The organism is Lentimicrobiaceae bacterium (assembly GCA_020636745.1).
Lineage (GTDB): Bacteria > Bacteroidota > Bacteroidia > Bacteroidales > Lentimicrobiaceae > Lentimicrobium.
Map to the genome: position 1 here is coordinate 79,355 of JACJXH010000011.1, position 22,471 is coordinate 101,825.

1 protein-coding gene is annotated in these 22,471 nt (G+C 45.8%); it reads left to right on the top strand.

Annotated features, from left to right (window positions below; all coding sequences use genetic code 11):
* Positions 1-631: 631 nt before the first annotated feature.
* On the top strand, positions 632-22,471 hold a 21,840-nt coding region (locus H6541_14330), incomplete at its 3' end, for an HYR domain-containing protein (protein ID MCB9016960.1).

The following is a 22,471-nucleotide window of genomic DNA, read 5'->3' on the forward strand; positions in this document are numbered from 1 at the left end:
AAGTATTCAAATTTTAAATCTGGTTTTATTTGACTATTTTTTTTCTTTGTGAAGCCGAAATAAAATAAAATACCGAATAAAGCATTGAGAGTGCTTAATAAATGTTAAAGCACGCATATACAGCATTATATGAAGGAGATGAATTTTTCTTTATAGTTACTTCCGCGTTTATGCAAAAAAATATACACTCAACGTAAAAATAATTATCATTCCTGGTTTTTATGGTTTGTTAACATCTGGATGTTGAAAAGTTACTTTTTACTGGAATTGAAATAAACTTCCGGAACAATACCTTTAACGATTGAAAAATCAGTTTTCAAGAATGCAAAAGGAATATGGAAAAAAATTTACCCATCACTGTTTCAATTTCCAGAAAAAAAGGACATCAAAGCCTGCAACAAGATAGATTCCCATTCGTAGTGGAATCATTCTTATTTTTCCTTTCGCGCTCCGATTTCAATAATAAATATAAGTATTAAGTATTCTGGTTTTCAGGTATAAATTACCTGAAAACTAACTATATATAATTTTTGCTGATTAGATTTCACGGTCACTAAAGGTGACGGTGTTTTTTGCATATATGTCTGCCATTAAATGATGGTATAGACCAAAAATATTAATACTAGGGAATATGAGAACATCATTACACTCAGAAAATGAACTGAAAACTGGTAAAGTTAGCTTCAGCAGGTTTTTGGTAACCATTTCAGTAATTTTTATGTTTCTGGCAAATGTAAATGAGGTATCAGCGCAGGCCACACTGCAGGCTGACGGGCCAACTTCCATTTGTGCAGGGGAAAGCACCACTATCAACGTTTTGATATGTGATGGCTACGCTCCCTGGACGGTAGTTTACACCGATGGTACCAGCAATTTTACTGTAAATAATTACAACAGTAATTGCGACCCGGAATCAGGACCACTGGAAGGTGATGCGATCATCGTGACTCCAGCGAGTACCAGAACATATACCTTGGTAAGTGTCACATTTGGGTCAGGATTATCTGCTAATGCGTTATTAGGCTCAGTTCCCGTTACTGTTAACCCACTACCCTCCGGAATAGCTGTAAGTCCTTCTACCGGCCAATGCCCGGGCGTGGACTTTATGATAAGCGCCATAGCTACCAATGGGAGTACTTATGAACTGTGGAATGCCACCAACACCACCAAGATTGCTAATTTGCCCTACACCACATCCATCGTTGCTACTACCAATTATACCGTTCGGGCCATCAGTGGTACAACCCCAGCCTGTACTACTTCTGTTGCCTATACTGTTCAGCTTGAAAACACTCCGCCCTCCATTACCTGCCCGGGTAATCAAACTCTGAATCCAAATCCAACCACAGGTTGTTCGGCCGCCCTTCCCGACTACCGCAGCTTAGCCACTGTTTCTGACAACTGTACTGCATCAGGTTCAATTATTGTAACACAATCTCCTGCCCCGGGAACAAGTATTTCTGGTCATAATACAGTTCAACAGGTTACCTTAACCGCAACCGATGAAGCGGGCAATCAGGCTTCCTGCAATTTTAATGTTACCCTTACCGATAATGTAAATCCAACCATCAGTTGTGTTGCCGATCAAACGGTTCCAGCAGGTGCCGGATGCACTTATACACACTCGGGCACAGCCTGGAATCCGACAGGTGCCGATAATTGTTCAGTGGCTTCAGTTACTTATACGGCTAATAATGGCGCTTCACCTGCATCAGGTACCAATCTCAACGGAGTGGTATTTCAGCCCGGAACCACCACTGTTACCTGGACGGTTACCGACGGGGCAGGAAATACTGCCACCTGCAGTTTTAACGTTTCAATATCTGATACTCAGAATCCTTCCATCACTTTTTGTCCGGAAAACCAAACCGCCACCACCAACAGCGGAAACTGCTCCTACACCCACAGCGGAACAGCATGGAATGTAACCGCAACCGACAACTGTACAGTTGGTTCTATAGTATATACACTTTCAGGAGCAACCGAAGGAACAATAAATACCACACTGAACGGTGCAGTTTTTAATACCGGAGTTACCACAGTAAACGTGCTCGTTTCTGACGGAGCTTCAACACCCAATACCGTCTCGTGCAGTTTTACTGTTACCATAACCGACGACGATGCACCAACAGTAACCTGCCCGTCGGATATTACACAATCAACCGACGCATCAGCCTGTACAGCGTCGGTAGTCATTCCTGCCATCACCTTTGGCGACAACTGCAGTAGTCCTTCTTTGGCCTGGAGCACAACAGGAGCTACCGAAATAAGCGGTAATGGTCAACCCGGTGCACAAACCTTCAATATCGGAGTAACCACCGTAACCCTTACGGTAACTGACGGAGCTTCGCTCACCGCCAGCTGTTCATTCACAGTAACGGTAAACGATACTGAATTGCCCACCATTACCTGTCCGGCCAACCTGACAGCCTCAAGCACCAGCGGAATTTGCTCGGCCAGCGTAACCATACCATCAATTACTTTTACTGACAACTGTGCAGGAAGTTCCATCGCATGGATTGCCAATGGGGCTACTGATTTGAGTGGAAACGGTCAGCCGGGTGCGCAGACTTTCAATGTGGGAGTAACTAATGTTACCATAACTGTAACCGACGCTTCGTCGAATACAGCACAGTGTAGTTTTACGGTAACAGTGACCGATGATGAAAACCCGACAATTACCTGTCCGTCGGATATCACTGCTTCAAATACGTCGAATCAGTGTTCGGCCAGTGTAAATGTGCCTGCCATTACCTTTGGTGATAATTGCAGCGGAAGTTCCATTTCATGGACCACCAGCGGAGCGACCATCCTTAGTGGCAGCGGGCAGATTGGCACCAGAACTTTCAATGTAGGGGCTACCCTGGTAACAGTGACCGTTAGGGATGCCGCAAATCATACAGCCCAGTGTTCATTCACGGTTACTGTAAATGATACCCAGGCACCGGTAATCAGTGGCTGCCCTGCCAACATTACCCGTACCGCTGGTGCAAGTGGTTGTACAGCGGTTGTATCATGGACCGAGCCAACAGCCACCGACAATTGCACTGCAGCAGGCAGCCTGGTATGGACCAAATCACACCTGCCCGGGTCTACCTTCAGCACGGGCACCACCACGGTAACCTATACCGCAGCTGATGCAGCAGGTAATATATCAACCTGTACTTTTACCGTTACAGTAAACGACCTTGTGAAACCGGTGATCAGCGGATGTCCGTCAAATATATCAGTGGGAACCGGACCGGGAGCTATTACTTGCAATAAGGAAGTAACCTGGACAGAGCCTACGGCTACCGATAACTGTACAGCGCAAGGAAATCTGGTATGGACAAAATCGCACACCCCTCCTTTTACATTTCCGGTTGGAACTACTACAGTTACCTATACAGTAAAAGATGAGTCAAATAATGTAAGTAATCCATGTTCATTTAATGTGACGGTTTCTGACAATACACCTCCGGTGGCCGCTTGCCAGCCCGTAACGCTTACTCTGAATGCTTCAGGACAGGCTACTTTAACGACTTCTCAGGTAAATAATGGTTCTTCGGATAATTGCACAGCTTCAGGTAGTCTGATTCTTACCCTGAGCAAAACGAGTTTCAACTGTTCGAACCTTGGCGCCAATACAGTGGTTTTGACAGTGAAGGATGCTTCGGGTAATCAGAGTACATGTAATGCAACGATAACAGTAGTTGATAATATCGCCCCTGTTATTGCTCCAACAGCTACCACAGTTACCGGAAATGTGAATGCCAGTTCTGGAGTTTGTTACTATGTAGTGAACGGTACAGAATACGATCCGACTGTAACAGATAACTGTTCAGGTGCAACCCTGCATTACGAAGTTACCGGAGCTACTACGCTCAGTGGTAATGGTTCGCTGGCTGGCAAACAATTAGCTAAAGGTGCCAATATCATTACCTGGACAGCTTCTGATGCAGCAGGCAATACAACCGCCACACCGGTTACTTTCACTAAAACCGTTATCGATAATCAGGCTCCGACCATTGCCAGTATTGGAAACCAAAACAGGGGAACAAATCTGGGTAACTGTAGCTATACTATACAGGGAACAGAATTTGATCCTACTTCTATTACGGATAACTGCGGTTCGGGTAATCTGATAATTACTTATAAGATTAACAGTAATGCAGCGGTAACGGCCAGCACACTTGCTGGTATTGTGCTTCCTACAGGCATCAATACCATTACCTGGACAGCCAGTGATGGTACCAATACCGCAACCAGTACATTCAGGGTTACAGTTGCAGATGATGATGCACCTTCGATTACCCCTATAAGCGATATTACAGTAAATATATCAACCGGATGCTCAGCTGAGGTATCCTGGACTGAGCCAACGGCCAGCGATAATTGCGGTGTGACTGTGTTTGGTCAAACTATTGGTTTACCTAGCGGAAGCACTTTTCCTGTCGGAACCACACTCATTCGTTATACTGCAAAAGATGCTGCATTGAATACTACTCTTATGAGCTTTAATGTAATTGTTGTTGATGATACGCCTCCTGTGCTTACCTGTCCGGCAGGTAGTCCTTTTGTCAGAGATATTACTGCGGCCTGTTATTATACGGTATCAGGAACTGAATTTAATCCCACAGTGGATGATGGGGGATGCACTGTAACATTGATCAACTCTTTTGACGGAACAAATACATTGGCCGGAAAACAATTACCCGGCGGGATTAATAACATAGTATGGACTGTAACGGATGCAGCAAACAATACAACCAGTTGTACGATAGTGGTGGATGTGCACGATCATATAAATCCTACTTTTACACAGCCTACCGGAGATCCAGCTGATAGCTACGCTTATACCCGTTATACTGATCCGGGCAAATGTTATTTTACTGTTCCCGGAGTTGAATTTGATTTACGCAATATTGCCGATAACTGCGGGACCCTTGCTCCGACTTATATTATTACTAAAAACGGTGCTCCGGCCGGGGCTTCGGTAACAACACAATCAGGTGAAACAGCAGATGTAGGGTCTGGCTCTCTTGCCAGTTTGCGATTTGCCAAGGATGCTACTTATCCATATGTTGTTACATGGACTCTGAGCGATCTGCAGAATAACATTGTAGTGGCGACACCTTTCACGATTTCGGTTACCGATAATCAACCTCCGCAGTTTACCTGTTATGGCAATGAAATACGGGTAGCTCCCAACGGAAGTTGTAATTATGTTATCAGTGGAACTGAATTTGACCCGACTAATTTGATTGATAATTGCGATGATGCTGCCGATCTGACAATTTCATTTACCATTGATGGCACCACTTACCCTGGTGTAACTACCATGTCCGGAATTACCTTATCAGCCGGAGCCCATACCGTTATTTGGACTATTGTTGATATGGCCGGAAATTCTACCAGCTGTACGTTTACGGTTACCATCCGCGACACAGTATTTCCTACGATTACACAGATTAGCAATCAAAGCAGGAATGCTTCGGCCGGCGATTGTTTTTATACTGCAGTGGGATCAGAATTTGACCCTGTAGCGAACGACAATTGTCCGTCTCCGACCTTGATAAACAACCAAAATGGGGGTAGTAGTCTTGCTGATTTCGAATTTCAGGTTGGTATCACTGTGGTAGTCTGGACTGCCACCGATGCTTCGGGAAATGCCACTACCATGCAGTTTGAGGTTAATGTGCTTGATATAACAGCACCTGATTTTACGCTGCCGGCTTCTGCTTCACGCAATACTTCTATCAGTAATTGTTTATATACAACAGTGGGTACTGAATTTGACCCGCAAGGTATAACGGATAATTGCACATCAGCCAATTACAATATTACCAACGATTACAACCATTACCGCTCATTGGCCTATGCCCAGTTCCCTACCGGAACCACTACAGTAACATGGACCGTGAAGGATTTTTACAACAACACAACGACAAAAACCATTGATATTACCGTAACTGATAATGTTGATCCGGTAATTACCTGTCCTGTTAACGATTATGTAAGGGTAGTAGATGAAGGGCAAAACTATTACACTGTTGGTATCAATGAGTTTAAACCTGCTGCTACGGATAATTGCGGAATACTGTCATACACCAACAGTTATAATGCTGGCGAAAATCTGAATGGAGTTCAGCTTGCTCCGGGAACACATTCTATTACCTGGACTGCTGTTGATGCAGCCGGTAATGACGCAATATGTAGTTTTGATGTAATTGTAGTGACCGAATTATTCCCTCCTGTTAGTTGTGCCGGAGATATCAACGTTAATGCCGGTAGTGCATGTACATATACTATTTCGGGTACTTCGAATGATGCAACTTCTAGTTCTCCTGCGGCTACGCTTACACATAATATTCAAATATCCAACCCTGGTGCAACACCTTACGCACCAAGTGCTACTTCGTTGAACGGCGCTATTTTCCCGCTCGGAAACACGCTGGTTACATGGACAGCTTCGCAAACCATCAATGGCACTTTATATAGCAATACATGTACGCAATATATTTATGTAGAAGACAATCAGGCTCCGTCTATTACTGCACCTGCCGATATTACTACAACCACCAACAGTGGTTGTTATGCCAATCCGGTTAATCTTGGAACACCGGTTACCAGCGACAATTGCGGCGGAACTATTACAGTATGGAACAATACAGACGGATATACCAATTACTGGGGTTTCCCAATCGGAACAACTACCGTTACATGGTATGCCGAAGATCAGTATGGTAATATAGCGTCAGATACGCAAACCGTTACTGTTACCGATGATGATGCTCCTTCAATAAGTTGTCCTGGTTCTATTTGCCGTCAGGTAGATGACGGGCAGAATTATTATACAGTGTATGACCATGAGTTTAATCCTTACGGAGTTTGGGATTGCTCAGGTCCGGTTACCATGACACATAACATTCAGACATCCAACCCCGGTACATTGCCCTATGCACCATCAGCCAGTACATTGGCTGGAGCTAAAATTGATGTGAATACCACTTCAGTTACCTGGACTGTGACAGATGCTGCCAGCAACTCTACCAGCTGTACCATAATACTTGACATAAACACCGACGACCCGCCACCTGTAACCTGCCGTGGAAATCAATACAGAAATACTGACCTGAATGTATGTTCCTATACCGTTCAGGGTGCTGAGTTTGATGTAAGTTCAACTCAATCAACACCGGCAGTAACTTTGACACATAATATTCAGACTTCAAATTCGGGCTCATTGCCTTATGCTCCCAGTTCAACCACCCTTGCCGGTGCTGTTTTTCCGGGTGATGTCGCAACCAGTATTGTTTGGACGGCAACAGACGGCACCAACACCAATATTTGTTGTGAATTTGTGGTTGTCATTGATGATAACCAGGATCCAACAGTAACCTTCCCTGATGATATTACCACCACTGTGGGAGCTGGAAGTTGCACCGCTACTGTTGTTGTTGGCACACCTACAGTTAGTGATAACTGTACGGAAACAGCATCCATCTCAGTAAGCCGTTACCCTTCGGGAAATACATTCCCCATAGGGGTTACCACCGTTTATTGGACCGTACACGACCAGAACGGCAACTACGTAACGCATAATCAAACGATAACTGTAAGTGATAATATAGCTCCGGTTATTGATTGTCCGGCTACAACTTATTACCGCGAATTCACCAACGACGAAGTCAACTATTATGCTATAATCGGCAACGAATTTAAGCCTTCCGTTAGCGACAACTGCGAAGTGGTTTCCTACACCAATAACCTTACCGGAACCGGAAACCTGAATGGTACTCATTTAAGTATTGGAGATCATGCCATAATCTGGACAGCCCTCGACGGCAACCAACCTACGCCCAACACGGCTACATGTACTGTTAATGTTACTGTTGTTGATTCATTTGAACCAATATTGGATTGCCCTGAAGATGTTTCTTACAATACAAATAGTGGAACTTGCGATTATACTATTATCAATACAGCGGCAGATCCCACCTGGCAGAATATTTCAATTATTGCGGGCCGTACACTGACGCATAATATTCAGACAACCGATGCAAATGCCCGGCCATATGCACCATCTTCAACTACCCTGAATGGTGCTGTTTTCTCCAAAGGAATAAATGCAGTTATCTGGACTGCCGCTCAAACCATTGGGGGTACAGAATACACCTCAACCTGCAGTTATAATGTAACAGTGGATGATGTAGAGGCACCGGTTATGGTTACTCCATTTCTGGATGTGACCTTTAATATTGACCCGGGAACCTGTGTTTCAACACAAATACCAGATGCTCCAACAGCTACAGATAATTGTACTTTATCCGGATCTATTGTAATTACCAACGACCTTGCTCAGGTAATGCCATTTAACATTGGCACCAACAATGTGCGCTGGACATTTACCGACGAGAGTGGTAACTCCAGTGTTCATACTCAGGTAGTAACTGTAGTAGACAACGAAGGACCGGTGATTGCCAATTGTCCTTCAGAAAATCAAACTGCTGTAGCAGCTGGTGAAAATTGTAATGCCCGTGTATCATGGCCGCCGCTGGTGGCAACTGATGCCTGTTCAGGTGTGCTGAGTTTTACATCTGACTATAATTCAGGAGATCTTTTTGAAGTGGGAACAACAGTGGTTACCTATACTGCTACTGATAATGCAGGCAATACCTCAACCTGTACATTTAACGTAGTAGTTACTGACACACCACCAACCATCACTTGTGTTGGAGATCAAACCCGTAATACCAATGCAGGAACCTGTGCGTATCTTGTGCTGGGCAATGAACTGGATCCTACTTCATTTGCAGACAATTGTACCACACCAACTATTACCTGGAGTTTCACAGACCCAGAAACATTAGGTATTGTTTCGGGTACCAATACCCTTTCCGGTGTATCCATTCCTCGTGGCAGCAATAATGGCCCGGGCACAGGTGTAATTCCGGTTACATGGACTGCCACTGATGCCAGTGGAGGTACAGCTACCTGTACTTTTACTTTGACGATTGAAGATCATGAAGCACCGGTCATAACGGTGCCGGGTAACCAGATTCGAAGTACAGATTTGCACCAGAATTATTATACTATTCAGGGCAATGAATTTGACGATGTTGTTGCTATCGACAACTGCGGTATTGTTATCAAGCTGGTGAACGAACTCAATCTTGAGTCATTAGATGGTACTCAATTAGATATGGGTGAAAATACCATTACCTGGTTTGCAGAAGACGACAATCATAATCAGAGTCAGGAGGTATTCTATTGCTATGTTATTGATACAGAGCCACCACGTTTATTAACAGCTCCTCAGAATACTACGGTGCCTGTTACTGCCGGTTGCAGTGCCGTTGTAAATTATACCCCGCCAGTAATTATAGATAATGTGAGCGGTGAGCTTACTTTTACAGTTACCCCGGAGTATGCTGTTCCCGGTTATGAATTTCCGCTGGGAGTTACAGAAGTAACTTATTCAACTGCTGATGCATCGGGTAATGTTTTTGAGTATACGTTTAATGTTACTGTGGTTGATCAAATTCCACCCACCATCACCTGTGCATCGGGAAGTCCATTCAATAAAAACACTGATGAGGGAGAGCCAGACTATACGGCTGTTGGCACTGAATTTGACCCCACCGCATATAACGATAATTGCTCGGTTACCCTTACCAATTCTTTTAACAACACTGCAACGCTTGCAGGTGCACATTTTCCGGTGGGTAACCATACTGTAACCTGGACAGCAACTGATGGTAGTGAAAATACAGTAACTTGTACCATTGAAGTTATAGTAACCGATACTGAACCGCCTGTAATTGCAAACTGTCCGGATGCTACTGTGGCTAAAAATTCAGAAGCCGGTGAATGTTATTATCTGGTGCCAGGTTCAGAATATGATCCTTATGGTTTTTCTGACAATCAGGGATTGCTGAAACTCACCTATTCAATAGATGGCGCTGAGGAGGTTGGTACAGATTTGAACACCACACTTGTCGGGCAACAAATACCTGTAGGTATTCACACGGTTGTTTGGAGATTGTATGATTTAAGTGGCAATTCAAGTATTATTTGCCAGACAGTGTTTACCATTACAGATCCGGAACCACCTACAGTGGTTACCGTGGGAACGCAAACCCGCAGTACCGATGATGGTGAGAATTATTATACATCAAACATTACAACAGATGCTGCCTGGAATCCTGTTGTTACTGACAATTGCGAGGTAGATGTTGTAACCTATTCTATTGATGGTGGAGACCCGGTTGGTATTGATGAAGCTACATCTATTATAGGGGTTCAATTTGCAATAGGTACTCACACAATCGTATGGAGTGCCACTGATATTCACGGCAACGGACCTACCACCGGAAGCTATCAGGTAATTGTTACCGATGATGATCCGCCAACGGCTGTTTGCAACAATATTGATGTTAATCTGGATAACACAGGAAATTATACACTTGACAGTGATGATATCAATGCTATTGGCTTTGGATCATTTGACCCAAGTGGTTCAGTAACCCTTTCAGTTGTCCCAAGCGTATTTGATTGCTCTGATGCAGGTACCAACACTGTAACTCTCACCGTTACTGATGGCAGCGGAAACACTGCCACTTGTGATGCTGAAGTTACTGTTCATGATATAACACCGCCTACTGCTGTTTGTGTAGGTGCAACCGTTACCCTTGATGCTTTGGGTCAGGGTGTACTTAATCCGGCCAGTTTGAACGGTGGCTCCAGCGATGCCTGCGGTATTGCAGGATATTCGGCCAGCCAAACGTTATTTGATTGTAACGATGTCGGAACCAATACGATAACCCTTACTGTTACCGATAATAATGGCAATACTTCCACATGTGATGCAACGGTCACTGTGGTTGACAATACTCCGCCCAGTGCAGTTTGTAACCCAATTACAATAGCACTGGATGCCACAGGTAACTGGAGTTTAACTCAGGCTAATCTGGATGCGCTTTCAGCAGGCTCAGCAGATAACTGCGCTACTACACTTACGACTGCTGTTGATATCAACACTTTTGATTGTGGAGATATTGGCGATAATTCGGTTGTAGTAACCGTAACCGACCCGGGAGGTCAGTCAGATAATTGTACAACAACAATTACCGTAGTTGATAATATGCCTCCGGTAGCCCGTTGTAAAGACATTACCGTAAACCTTGATGCCTCAGGCAATGCATTTATTACCGCCAATAACGTTGACAACGGATCAAGCGACAATTGCAATAGTTCGCCAACACTCGGGATAGATATCAGCAGCTTTACCTGTGCCGATCTGGGAGCTAATACCGTAACCCTGACTGTAACCGACGATTACGGTAATACTGCAACCTGTACCTCAACAGTTACAGTGGTTGATGCGGTTAATCCTACAGTGACCTGTGCAGTTGGAAACCAAACAGTAAGCACCGACAATAATTTATGTACCTACACTCACTCCGGAACAGGATGGGATGCCAGTGCAACGGATGGTTGTACAACCATTGCCAGCCTGACCTATGCCTTGTCGGGTGCAACTGAGGTTGTATCAAACCCTGCCAATACGAGTCTTGATGGTGTTACCTTCAACAAAGGTGTAACTACTGTTATCTGGACTGCCATTGATGGATCGGGCAATGCCGGAAACTGTTCGTTTACGGTTACCGTTGAAGATCACCAGAACCCGACTGCGGTTTGCCAGAATGTAACCATACAGTTGGATGGGTCGGGCAATGCTTCTATTGTTGCTGCCGATGTAAATAATAATTCAAGCGATAACTGCGGCATTCAGAGCCTTGCAGTAAGCCCGAATACCTTTACCTGTGTAAATCTGGGGGCCAATACGGTTACCCTGACGGTTACCGACCTGAGTGGAAATGTTTCTACCTGTGAGGCAACAGTGACAGTTGAGGATGTTTCGCCTCCAGTGGCCAGTTGCCAGAATTTAACCGTTCAGCTGAGTGCTGCCGGTTCAGTAACAGTCGCCGGAATAGAGGTTAACGACGGATCCACCGACAACTCAACCTGTCCGTTGACCTATCTGGTATCCAAAACCCTTACCGGAACCTACACTGCCAGTGTAAGCTATGCCTGTGGTGAAGTAGGTGCGAATCCCATTTTCCTCAAAGTTCAGGATGCAGCCGGCAATCTTTCAACGGCCTGCAGTGCAAGTGTTACAGTTCTGGATAATGTTGACCCGACCGCTGTTTGCAAAAATATTACGGTACAATTGGATGGTACCGGTAATGTAAGCATACTGGCTTCACAGGTTGACAATGGTTCGAGCGATGCCTGCGGCATTCAGAATCTGGCAGTTAATCCTTCAGCCTTTACATGTGCTAATATTGGCCCCAATACTGTCACCTTAACCGTTACCGATAACAATGGCAATACATCAACCTGTGATGCTACCGTTACCGTTCAGGATATTTTACCCCCATCATTTGGTGCCACCTGCCCCGGCAATCAAAACCATACTGCCGATGCGGGAGTTTGTACCTATACCCATTCAGATGACTTGTGGAACCCGACTGCAACTGACAATTGCGCTGTAGCTTCCCAAACCTATACCGTTTCGGCACCTTCAACATTAACAGCACCAAATACTACCTTAAATGGTCAGGTATTTGCAAAAGGAACCACCACGGTTACCTGGACGGCCACCGATGCGTCGGGCAACAGCCAGACGTGTGTCTTCACGGTAACGGTTACCGATGATGAAGATCCGGTTGCTTTGTGTAAAGCCTATACCGCTCCGCTTCAGCGCAACGGAGAGGCTGTAGTTACGCCGGCCAATATTGACAATGCTTCGCATGACAATTGCGGTATTGTATCGTACGAAATTTCTAAAAACGGCATTGACGGTTGGGCATCATTCATTACATACACTTGTTCAGATATTGGCACAGTTACGCCAACTATACGTGTAACCGATGCCGCCGGCCACACAGCCACCTGTTCTAATATTGTTACCGTGGTTGATCAGCAGGCGCCAATGCTTGATGCCGAAGATATTGCTGATTTAACAAAAGATACCGATCCCGGTGTTTGTAAATACACTCATTCAGGAATCGGCTGGGATCCAACCGATAACTGCGATTTGGAGCCAACCATCTCGTATTCGGCTGATAACGGGGCTTCACCTGCAACCGGAAGCACATTAAATGGTGTTGTATTCCAAAAAGGCACCACCGTGGTAACCTGGACTGTAGCCGACCATGCTGCTGTTCCGAATACCGGAACCTTTAGTATAAATGTGGTGGTAACCGATAATCAGGATCCAACGGTAACATGTCCTGCTAATATCACGCAAAGTGTAGCTGCAGCAGGAGATTTAAATGCAATCGTTGCCGGTATTCCAAATCCCGGTCATGCAGATAATTGCGATGTAACCATGCTAACTTATGAGCTATCAGGAGCCACAACAGCAGTGGCGCAGGGTTCGGGCATTAACCAGCTGAATTCGGGAACCTTCAATGTAGGTACAACCACCGTAACCTATGTAGCTTATGATGCAGCGGGTAATTCGCAAACCTGCAGTTTCACCATCACCATCAATGCATTGGAAAACAATGCGGTAACTGTAACCGGCGGGCCGATTACAACATATGAAGACCAAACACAGGGGCCGGCTACCTTTACGGTGGTGCTTCCCACCATGCCTACAGGCAATGTTTGTATTGATGTTGAGAGCAATGATATTACCGAAGGTAAAGTAAATACGGTCAACAACAGGGCAGGAGCAGTTGAAACTACGCAAATCTGTTTCAACGAAACCAACTGGAATGTTGCTCAAACCATTTATGTGTTTGGACAGGATGAATTTGTAGACGACGATAATATTCCATATACGATCGTTTTGACAATTGATCAGGTTAACACCGATGAACTCTCAGGATATTACAATGTAAATCCCGATGATGTGGCTGCTACCAATATCGACAACGATTTAGCCGGTGTGACCGTTAACCCGATCGATACCCAGACTTCTGAAGGTGGCGATACCGGTACTTTTACGGTTGTTTTGGATACTGAACCAACACATGATGTGGTTATTACCCTTTCGAGTGACGACCTGACAGAAGGTGATGTTACCTCTGCCACCACCCTCACTTTTACCCCGCTTAACTGGAATACGCCACAAACAGTTACTGTAACTGGTGCCAATGAGTTGATTGTTGATGGAACGGTTGAATATCATATCATTACCAGTGCAACAACTTCTACTGATCCCAAATATAGTGGATTGGCTGTTGATGATGTAACCATGAACAACCTCGACAACGATGTGGCCGGAATTACCGTTACACCAACTTCATTAACGGTAAGTGAGAACGCAACTACAGCTACCTTTACCGTAGTACTTACCAGCAAGCCCGCTACCGATCTGGTTGATTATGATGTTTATGTTGACATTGCCAGCAACGACCTTACCGAAGGAACAGTTGACAAATCGCAGCTGCATTTTACCGCTGCCGACTGGGATGTACCTCAAACCGTTACCGTTACCGGAGTTGATGACCCCGTAGTTGACGGTACCATTGCATTTACTATTGTTAATACTGTAAATGCTACTGCAACCACCGACCCCAACTACGATCCGCTGAACCCGGCCGATGTTTCGGTGAACAACACCGACAACGATGCCGCAACGGTGGCCATCAATAGTGTAACCCTGGCTGAAGGCAGCACTTTGCCAGGCACAACGGCATTCAACTTTACCATTACGCAAACCGGCGCGCAGGTAATTGGCGGATATACGGTTTCGTGGTACACCTCGAACACCGGTTCGGCTAAATCACCGTCTGACTTTACAGGAGCCGGGGGCACGGTTACGTTTACCGAAGCCGAAGCCATTAACGGAGGCACAAAAACTGTAACCGTATTAGTGAACCAGGATTTGATGGTTGAACCCAATGAGACCTTCCCCGTTACCCTTGGTTCAATCACAGGGGCAGCAGGTAAAAATGTAACCATCCCTGCCGGTGGAAAAACCGGTACAGGAACCATCAACAACGACGACAGTTCGGTATTTACCATCAACGATGTTTCGACTACCGAAGGCAATTCGGGAACAAAAACCCTGACCTTTACGGTACATTTGTCGAATCCGGTAGAGTTGGGTGCTACCCTGCAATATACCACTGCCGACAATACTGCCACCGATGCCGACAACGATTATGAGCCGCAATCAGGCACATTAACGTTTGCTTATAATGATGTGTTGGGCTATAATCCCGATCAGACCATCAGCATCACCATCAACGGCGATCAAAAGGTTGAACTTAACGAAACCTTCTACATCAACCTGAGTAATGCTTTGGTTGCCGGAGTTGCCAATCCTAATGTTACCATTTCAGATAGCCAGGGAGTTGGAACCATTGAAAACGACGATGCTGCAAGCTTGGTTATCACAGGATTTACGGTAAATGAAAATGCCGGAACAGCTGACTACACAGTAACCATGAATTATCCGGTACAAACTGCCTTTACCGTTAATTTTGCCACTTCAGATGTAACTGCCCTTGCCGGCAGCGACTATACTGCGGTTACTACCACGTTGAATTTTGGCGGAGTCAATCCGCTGGTTCAGACTATTTCTATTCCGATTACCGATGATATATTTGATGAGCCAACCGAAACCCTCACAGGAACCATCAGCAACCTGAATGCCGGTGGTCAGAATGTAAGTATTGGTACAGCTACAGCAACAGGTACTATTCTCGACAACGACAATGCCAGCCTGGCTATTAACGATGTTACTGTTAATGAATCGGCAGGCACGGCCACCTTTACAGTAACACTGACCGGTAATACCCAGGATCAGCTGACGGTGAACTATGCCACAGCCAACAATACGGCTCTTTCAACGAGTGACTACACCAGTAAAACAGGCACCGTAACTTTTGCGGCCGGTTCGACCAATGGGACAACTCAAAACATTATCATCGATATTACCAGTGATGCCATTTGTGAGCCTACCGAGACTTACTATGTAAATCTGAGTGGTATCGTTACTACCGGAAATGCTACCATAGCCGATGCACAGGGCGTGGGAACCATTACCGATGATGATACTGCTACACTGTCAATAGCAGGATTTGAAGTAACTGAAACCAACGGTACCCAAACCGCCAATTTCGTGGTCACCATGACTGCAGAAGCGCAGGAAAATGTGGTGCTGAGTTTCGGCACTGCCAATGTAACAGCCACAGCCGGCAGCGATTACACTGCTCAAACAGGAACAGTTGTTACCCTTACCGGTGGTTCCACCACAGTAAATGTGCCTGTTAGCGTTTTAGGTGATCTGATTGCCGAACCTACTGAGACCTTAACAGGAACCATTGCGATAACCAATGTAAATGGTCAGCAGATTACCATCAACACAGGAACTGCTACTTCAACCATACTTGACAACGATGTAATCACCATTGATCTGGCTGGCTTTACTGTTACTGAAACCGAATCAACACAGGTACGCAATTTCAGGGCAAGCATGAATACCACAGCTCAGTATGACATCGTACTTGAGTTCTCAACTGCCGATGGAACCGCCTTGGATGGCAGCGATTATACGGCCCGTACAGCCATAAGTGTGACCATTCCGGCAGGAAGCTTATTTATTGATATTCCGGTAGACATACTTGGAGATAACATTCTTGAGCCGACAGAGGCATTCACAGGGACTATTACATTAACAGAAGATAATGGTCAGCAGGCAACCGTTGGGGCTCTTACAGGTACTGCCACTGGTACTATTGAAGACAACGACGCTGCAAGCATAGCCATTGCCGATGTAAGTGTTGATGAAGATGCCGGCACGGCTACCTTTACGGTTACACTTACCGGTAATATTCAGGATGCCTTTAGTGTGGAATATGCCACCAGCGATAATACCCCGACAGCCTCAGCCTTGGCCGGAAGCGATTACACTACAGCAACCAATACCCTGACTTTCAGTGCAGGGTCAACTACCGGCGATATACGCACATTTACAGTTGACATTAATGACGACACCTACACCGAACCCACCGAAACCTATACCGTAACACTTAGCGACATCACGGGTGGTTTGGTTACCATAAGCGATGGTACTGCTGTTGGAACCATTGTGGACAACGATGCGGTTACCTTCTCGATTGATGATGTAACGGTAGCTGAAGATGTAGCTGCCGGCGTAGCAGTATTTACCGTAACCATGGCCGGTGATAACCTGCAGGATGCACTCACCATGAGTTTTACCACCAGCGATGGCTACACCGGATTTACCACCGATGCCGAACAGCCTTCGGACTACATCCTTACAGCAGGGACTCTCACTTTTGCTGCAGGAGCTCTCAGCGGTGTAACCCAAACGATTACTGTGCCTATTGTAGACAACACCATTGCTGAACCAACCGCTGAATACTATACAGTGACCCTCAGCAATATTTCAACTACCGGTACTGCTACATTTACCGATGCTGTTGGTAAAGGAACAATTACGGATGATGATCCTTTAAACACCATCAACCTTACCGGATTTACCCAATCGGAGGGAGACGTAAATATCTCATACAACTTTGTGGCTACCATGGATTATGTAGCGCAGGAAGATGTAATAATTTCGTTTACCACCACGGCCGGAACAGCACTGCATGTGAGCGATATTGTTCAGCAAACCGATGTTGAATATACGATTCTTGCAGGTACAACTTCAGTAAATATTCCGGTTGTTGTAGTGGGCGATTTAATCGTTGAACCCACTGAATCCTTTACGGGAACCATTGCTTTGGTGAATGCCAACAGTCAGCTAATTACTATTGGCTCAACTCCAACCGCCACCGGAACCATCAACGACAACGACCAGGCCACCCTCACCATCACCGGATTTTCGGTGAATGAAGGCGATGGAACCGGCTCATTTACGGTGACTTCTGATAAGGTAATTCAGAATGCCATTACGGTTGATTTTGCTACATCCAACGGAACAGCAACTGCCGGCTCAGATTATTCATCGTACAGCGCCACCCTTGATTTTGGTGACGGAGAAGCCTTGTCGCAGACTATTCCAATTACGATCCTCGAAGACATTATAGTTGAACCTACCGAAACCCTGACCGGCACGCTGAGCAACCTGCAGGCCAACAGTCAGAATGTAATTCTGAACGGGGGAGGAGCTACCACAGCAGCCACTTCAAATATTGAAGACAATGATGCTGCATTCATTTCAATAAACAATGTAACCAATACCGAACCTGATGCAGGAGAAACCTCGGAATATGTATTTATTGTGACGCATTCAGGCCGCAGCACCGACGGTTCATTTACGGTAGCCTTTACCACAACCAACGGTACTGCTGTTTCAACCAGTGATTACGATGCGGCATCCGGAACCCTTACATTTAGCGGAGCAACCGGCGAAACACATACCATTACGGTAATTGTAAATGGTGATGATGTGGTTGAACCTACTGAAACCTTTACCGTTGACCTGAGCGAAGGCAACTTTGGCGGACGCAATATTACCTTCAGTGACGACAGCGGACTGGGTACAATACTGGATAACGATTACACTACTGTTACTGTAGTAGCCAGCGATCCTAATGCGGCTGAACCCTCCAACAACGGCGAATTCACTGTAAGTATGGGCAAAATTTCGTCGACCAACACGGTAATCAGTTACACCATTTCGGGTGACGCCACTGCAGGAAGCGATTATACAGCACTTTCAGGTACAGTTACCATTCCGGCAGGCAGCACCAGTGCCACTATTTCAGTGCCGGTAATTGATGATAACATTCTTGAAGATGACGAAACGGTAACCATTACCCTTTCATCTATCACATCTGGAAATAGTGGAATTTCAATCGGAGCACCATACATTGCAACGGTTACGATTGCCGACGACGATGTGGCTACGGTTAGCATTGCAGCAACCGATGCCGATGCCGGTGAGCCGAACAATAACGGACAGTTTACCATTACCATGACTAAAGCAGCCGATGTTGCAACGGTGATAACCTACGCTGTAACCGGCACTGCCACTCCAGGCTCAGATTATACTACGCTTAGCGGAACAGTAACCATTCCGGCAGGCAGCACCACAGCTACCATTGCTGTAAACGTTATTGATAATCTTATAATTGAATCATCAGAAACCGTAATAGCCACACTTACAGCAATTACATCAGGTGATGCCAATACTTCCATAGATACTGATAACGACGAAGCAACAGTTACGATTACTGATAATGATGCTGCTATAGTTACAATAACAGCCAATGATCCCAACGCGGCTGAACCATCCAATAACGGCCAGTTTACTGTAAGTATGACCCATCCTTCCGACACGGATACCGAGATCAGTTATACTGTTTCAGGAACCGCTACAGCAGGCTCGGATTACAATTCCCTTTCGGGAACGGTAACTATTCCGGCAGGAAGTACTTCCGTCACGATAGATGTTATTGTAAATGATGACAACATACTTGAATCCAGCGAAACCGTAATTGCAACGCTTATAGCCATTACTTCGGGCACTCCTGCCATTACAATTGGCACGCCCAATGCAGCTACAGTTACCATTACCGACAACGATGCCGCCAGTGTAAGTATTGCTGATGTGACGGTAAGCGAAGCTGATGGTACAGCTACATTTACTGTATTGCTCACAGGTAATGTACAAGGTGGATTTACCATTGCCTATGCCACAGCAAATAATAGCGCTGTTCAGCCAGGCGATTATACCAACACATCAGGTACGCTCACTTTTGCAGGAACAACCGGAGAAACCAAAACCTTTACTGTTGATATTACAAATAACAGTATTGTAGAAATTACCGAAACCTTCTTTGTAAATCTCACGGCCATCTCCAACCCACTGGTAACGTACGATGCACAGGCCATCGGAACCATTACCGATGACGATGCAGCTACTGTAAGCATTAATAATGTATCTCACGACGAAGGTAACAGCGGTACCACTACCTACACCTTTACAGTAACCATGAGTGCAGCATCTGATGCAGCGGTTACGGTGGATTATGCCACTGCCAATGGCACTGCTACCACTGGCGACAGTGATTACACAGCAACAAGCGGCACGTTAACCTTTGCCGTAGGCGAGACCACAAAAACCATCACGGTACTGGTAAATGGCGACACCAAAATAGAAGCTGATGAAACCTTTACGGTAGCCCTGAGCAATCTGGTTACCAACGGTCGCAGTATTACTTTGGGAACGAGTACAGGCACGGGCACTATTGTAAACGACGATGCAGCCAACCTCACCATCAGCGATGTAACGCTGGATGAAGGCAATGCAGGCACCACCAACTTCAGTTTCACAGTAAGCTTATCGAGCGCGGTAGCCACCGCAGTAACGGTTGACTACACCACTGCCAATGGCACAGCCACTGTACTTGACGGCGACTATATCGCCACTGCAGGTACGGTAGTTTTCAGTGCAGGCCAGACCAGCAAAACCATCATAGTACCGGTAAACGGCGATGTAAAAGTTGAGAACGATGAAACCTTCTACGTAAACCTGAGCAACCTGTCAACGGGCGGTTACGATGTAACGCTAACCGATAGTCAGGGTGCAGGTACCATCACCAACGACGATGCAGCAGCCATTACCATCAGCGATGCAACCGCCAACGAAGGCAACAGTGGCACCACCAGCTTTACCTTTACGGTAACGATGAGCCATGCCAGCGATGCAGCAGTAACGGTAGACTATACTACCGCCAATGGCACCGCAACTACTGCCGACAATGATTTCAGCACAGCCAGCGGTACGCTTACCTTTGCCGCCGGTGAAACCAGCAAAACCATCACGGTACTTGTAAACGGCGATACCAGAGTAGAAGCTAACGAAACATTCACGATAGAATTGAGTGACCTGGTTGACAATGGACGTGATATAACCATAACCGATGCCACAGGCACCGGCACCATCACCAACGACGACTCGGCCACGCTGAGCATCGGCGATGTAACCCTTGCCGAAGGCAACAGTGGTACCACCAGCTTCAGCTTCACGGTAACGTTGAGCGCAGCCAGCGATGCAGCAGTAACAGTTGACTACGCAACTGCTGATGGCACTGCAACTATTGCCGACAGCGACTATGGCACAGCCACAGGTACGCTTACTTTTGCCGCCGGCGAAACCAGCAAAACCATCACGGTAAGTGTAAATGGCGATAACAAAGTTGAGGCAGATGAAACCTTTACAGTTGGATTAAACAATATGGGCACCAATGGACGCAGCATTACATTAAGTGATGACAGCGGACTGGGCACCATCACCAACGACGACAATGCACCTGTTCTGGATGATATTACCAAGACAGGCACTGAAGATCAAACCATTACATTTACAGAATCAGATTTCACCAATGCATTTAACGATGCCGATGGCGATAATCTGGTAAGTGTTGAAGTTGTAAGTCTGCCGGCCAATGGCTTACTCTATCTTGATGGATCAGAAATAACCGCTGGTCAAATCATTGATTTGGCAGACCTTGGTCTTATCACTTTTGTTCCAACGTCAAACTGGCACGGAACCACAACATTTGACTATAATGCTACAGATGGTACCAACTGGGCAGTACTCGATGCTCAGGTGGTTATCACAATCACTTCTGTGAATGATACTCCTTTGGCAGTTAACGATGATATTGTTACTTCTGAGGATACCCCGGTAAGTGGAACTGTACTTACCAACGATTCAGATCCGGAAAATGACCCGTTAACAGTAACTCAATTTGTTGTAAACGGAACCACTTATCTGGCTGGTGTAACAGCAACCATTGCCAATGTTGGAACACTGGTTATTAACTCAAATGGCTCCTTCCTGTTTGTACCAGTTGCCAATTACAACGGAAGTGTACCGGCAGCCACCTATACCATTACCGATGGCAATGGCGGATACGATACAGCCGATCTGAATATCACGGTTACTCCTGTCAACGATCCGCCTGTATTGGTTGACGATGATTACACGCTTTGCAGCAATGGCACATCAACCGGAAATATCTTATCCAACGGCGATGCCGATCCTGATGGAACAGCATTAACAGTTAATGCAACTCCGGTTGTTGTTGCAGCGCACGGTACATTTACCATTGATAGTGATGGAGACTTCACCTATGATCCTGACAACGGATACAATGGTATTGACTTTGTGGTTGTTGAAATTTGCGACAGCGGTACACCAGGCATTGAATGTGCTACAAGCACCATCACCTTTACTGTAAATCAAGCAGTAACTGCAGCAGCCGGTTCTGACCAGAGCCTGTGTAATGCAACATCAACCACATTAGCAGGAAACAATCCAGCTCCGGGCACCGGAGTATGGACGCTGATCAGTGGACCGAATGTACCGGCCATCACCACACCAACAGCCTACAACACCACTGTAACCGGAATGATCCCGGGCACTTATGTGCTGAGGTGGACCATTAATAATGGCGTATGTGCATCTACAAGTGACGATGTGAGT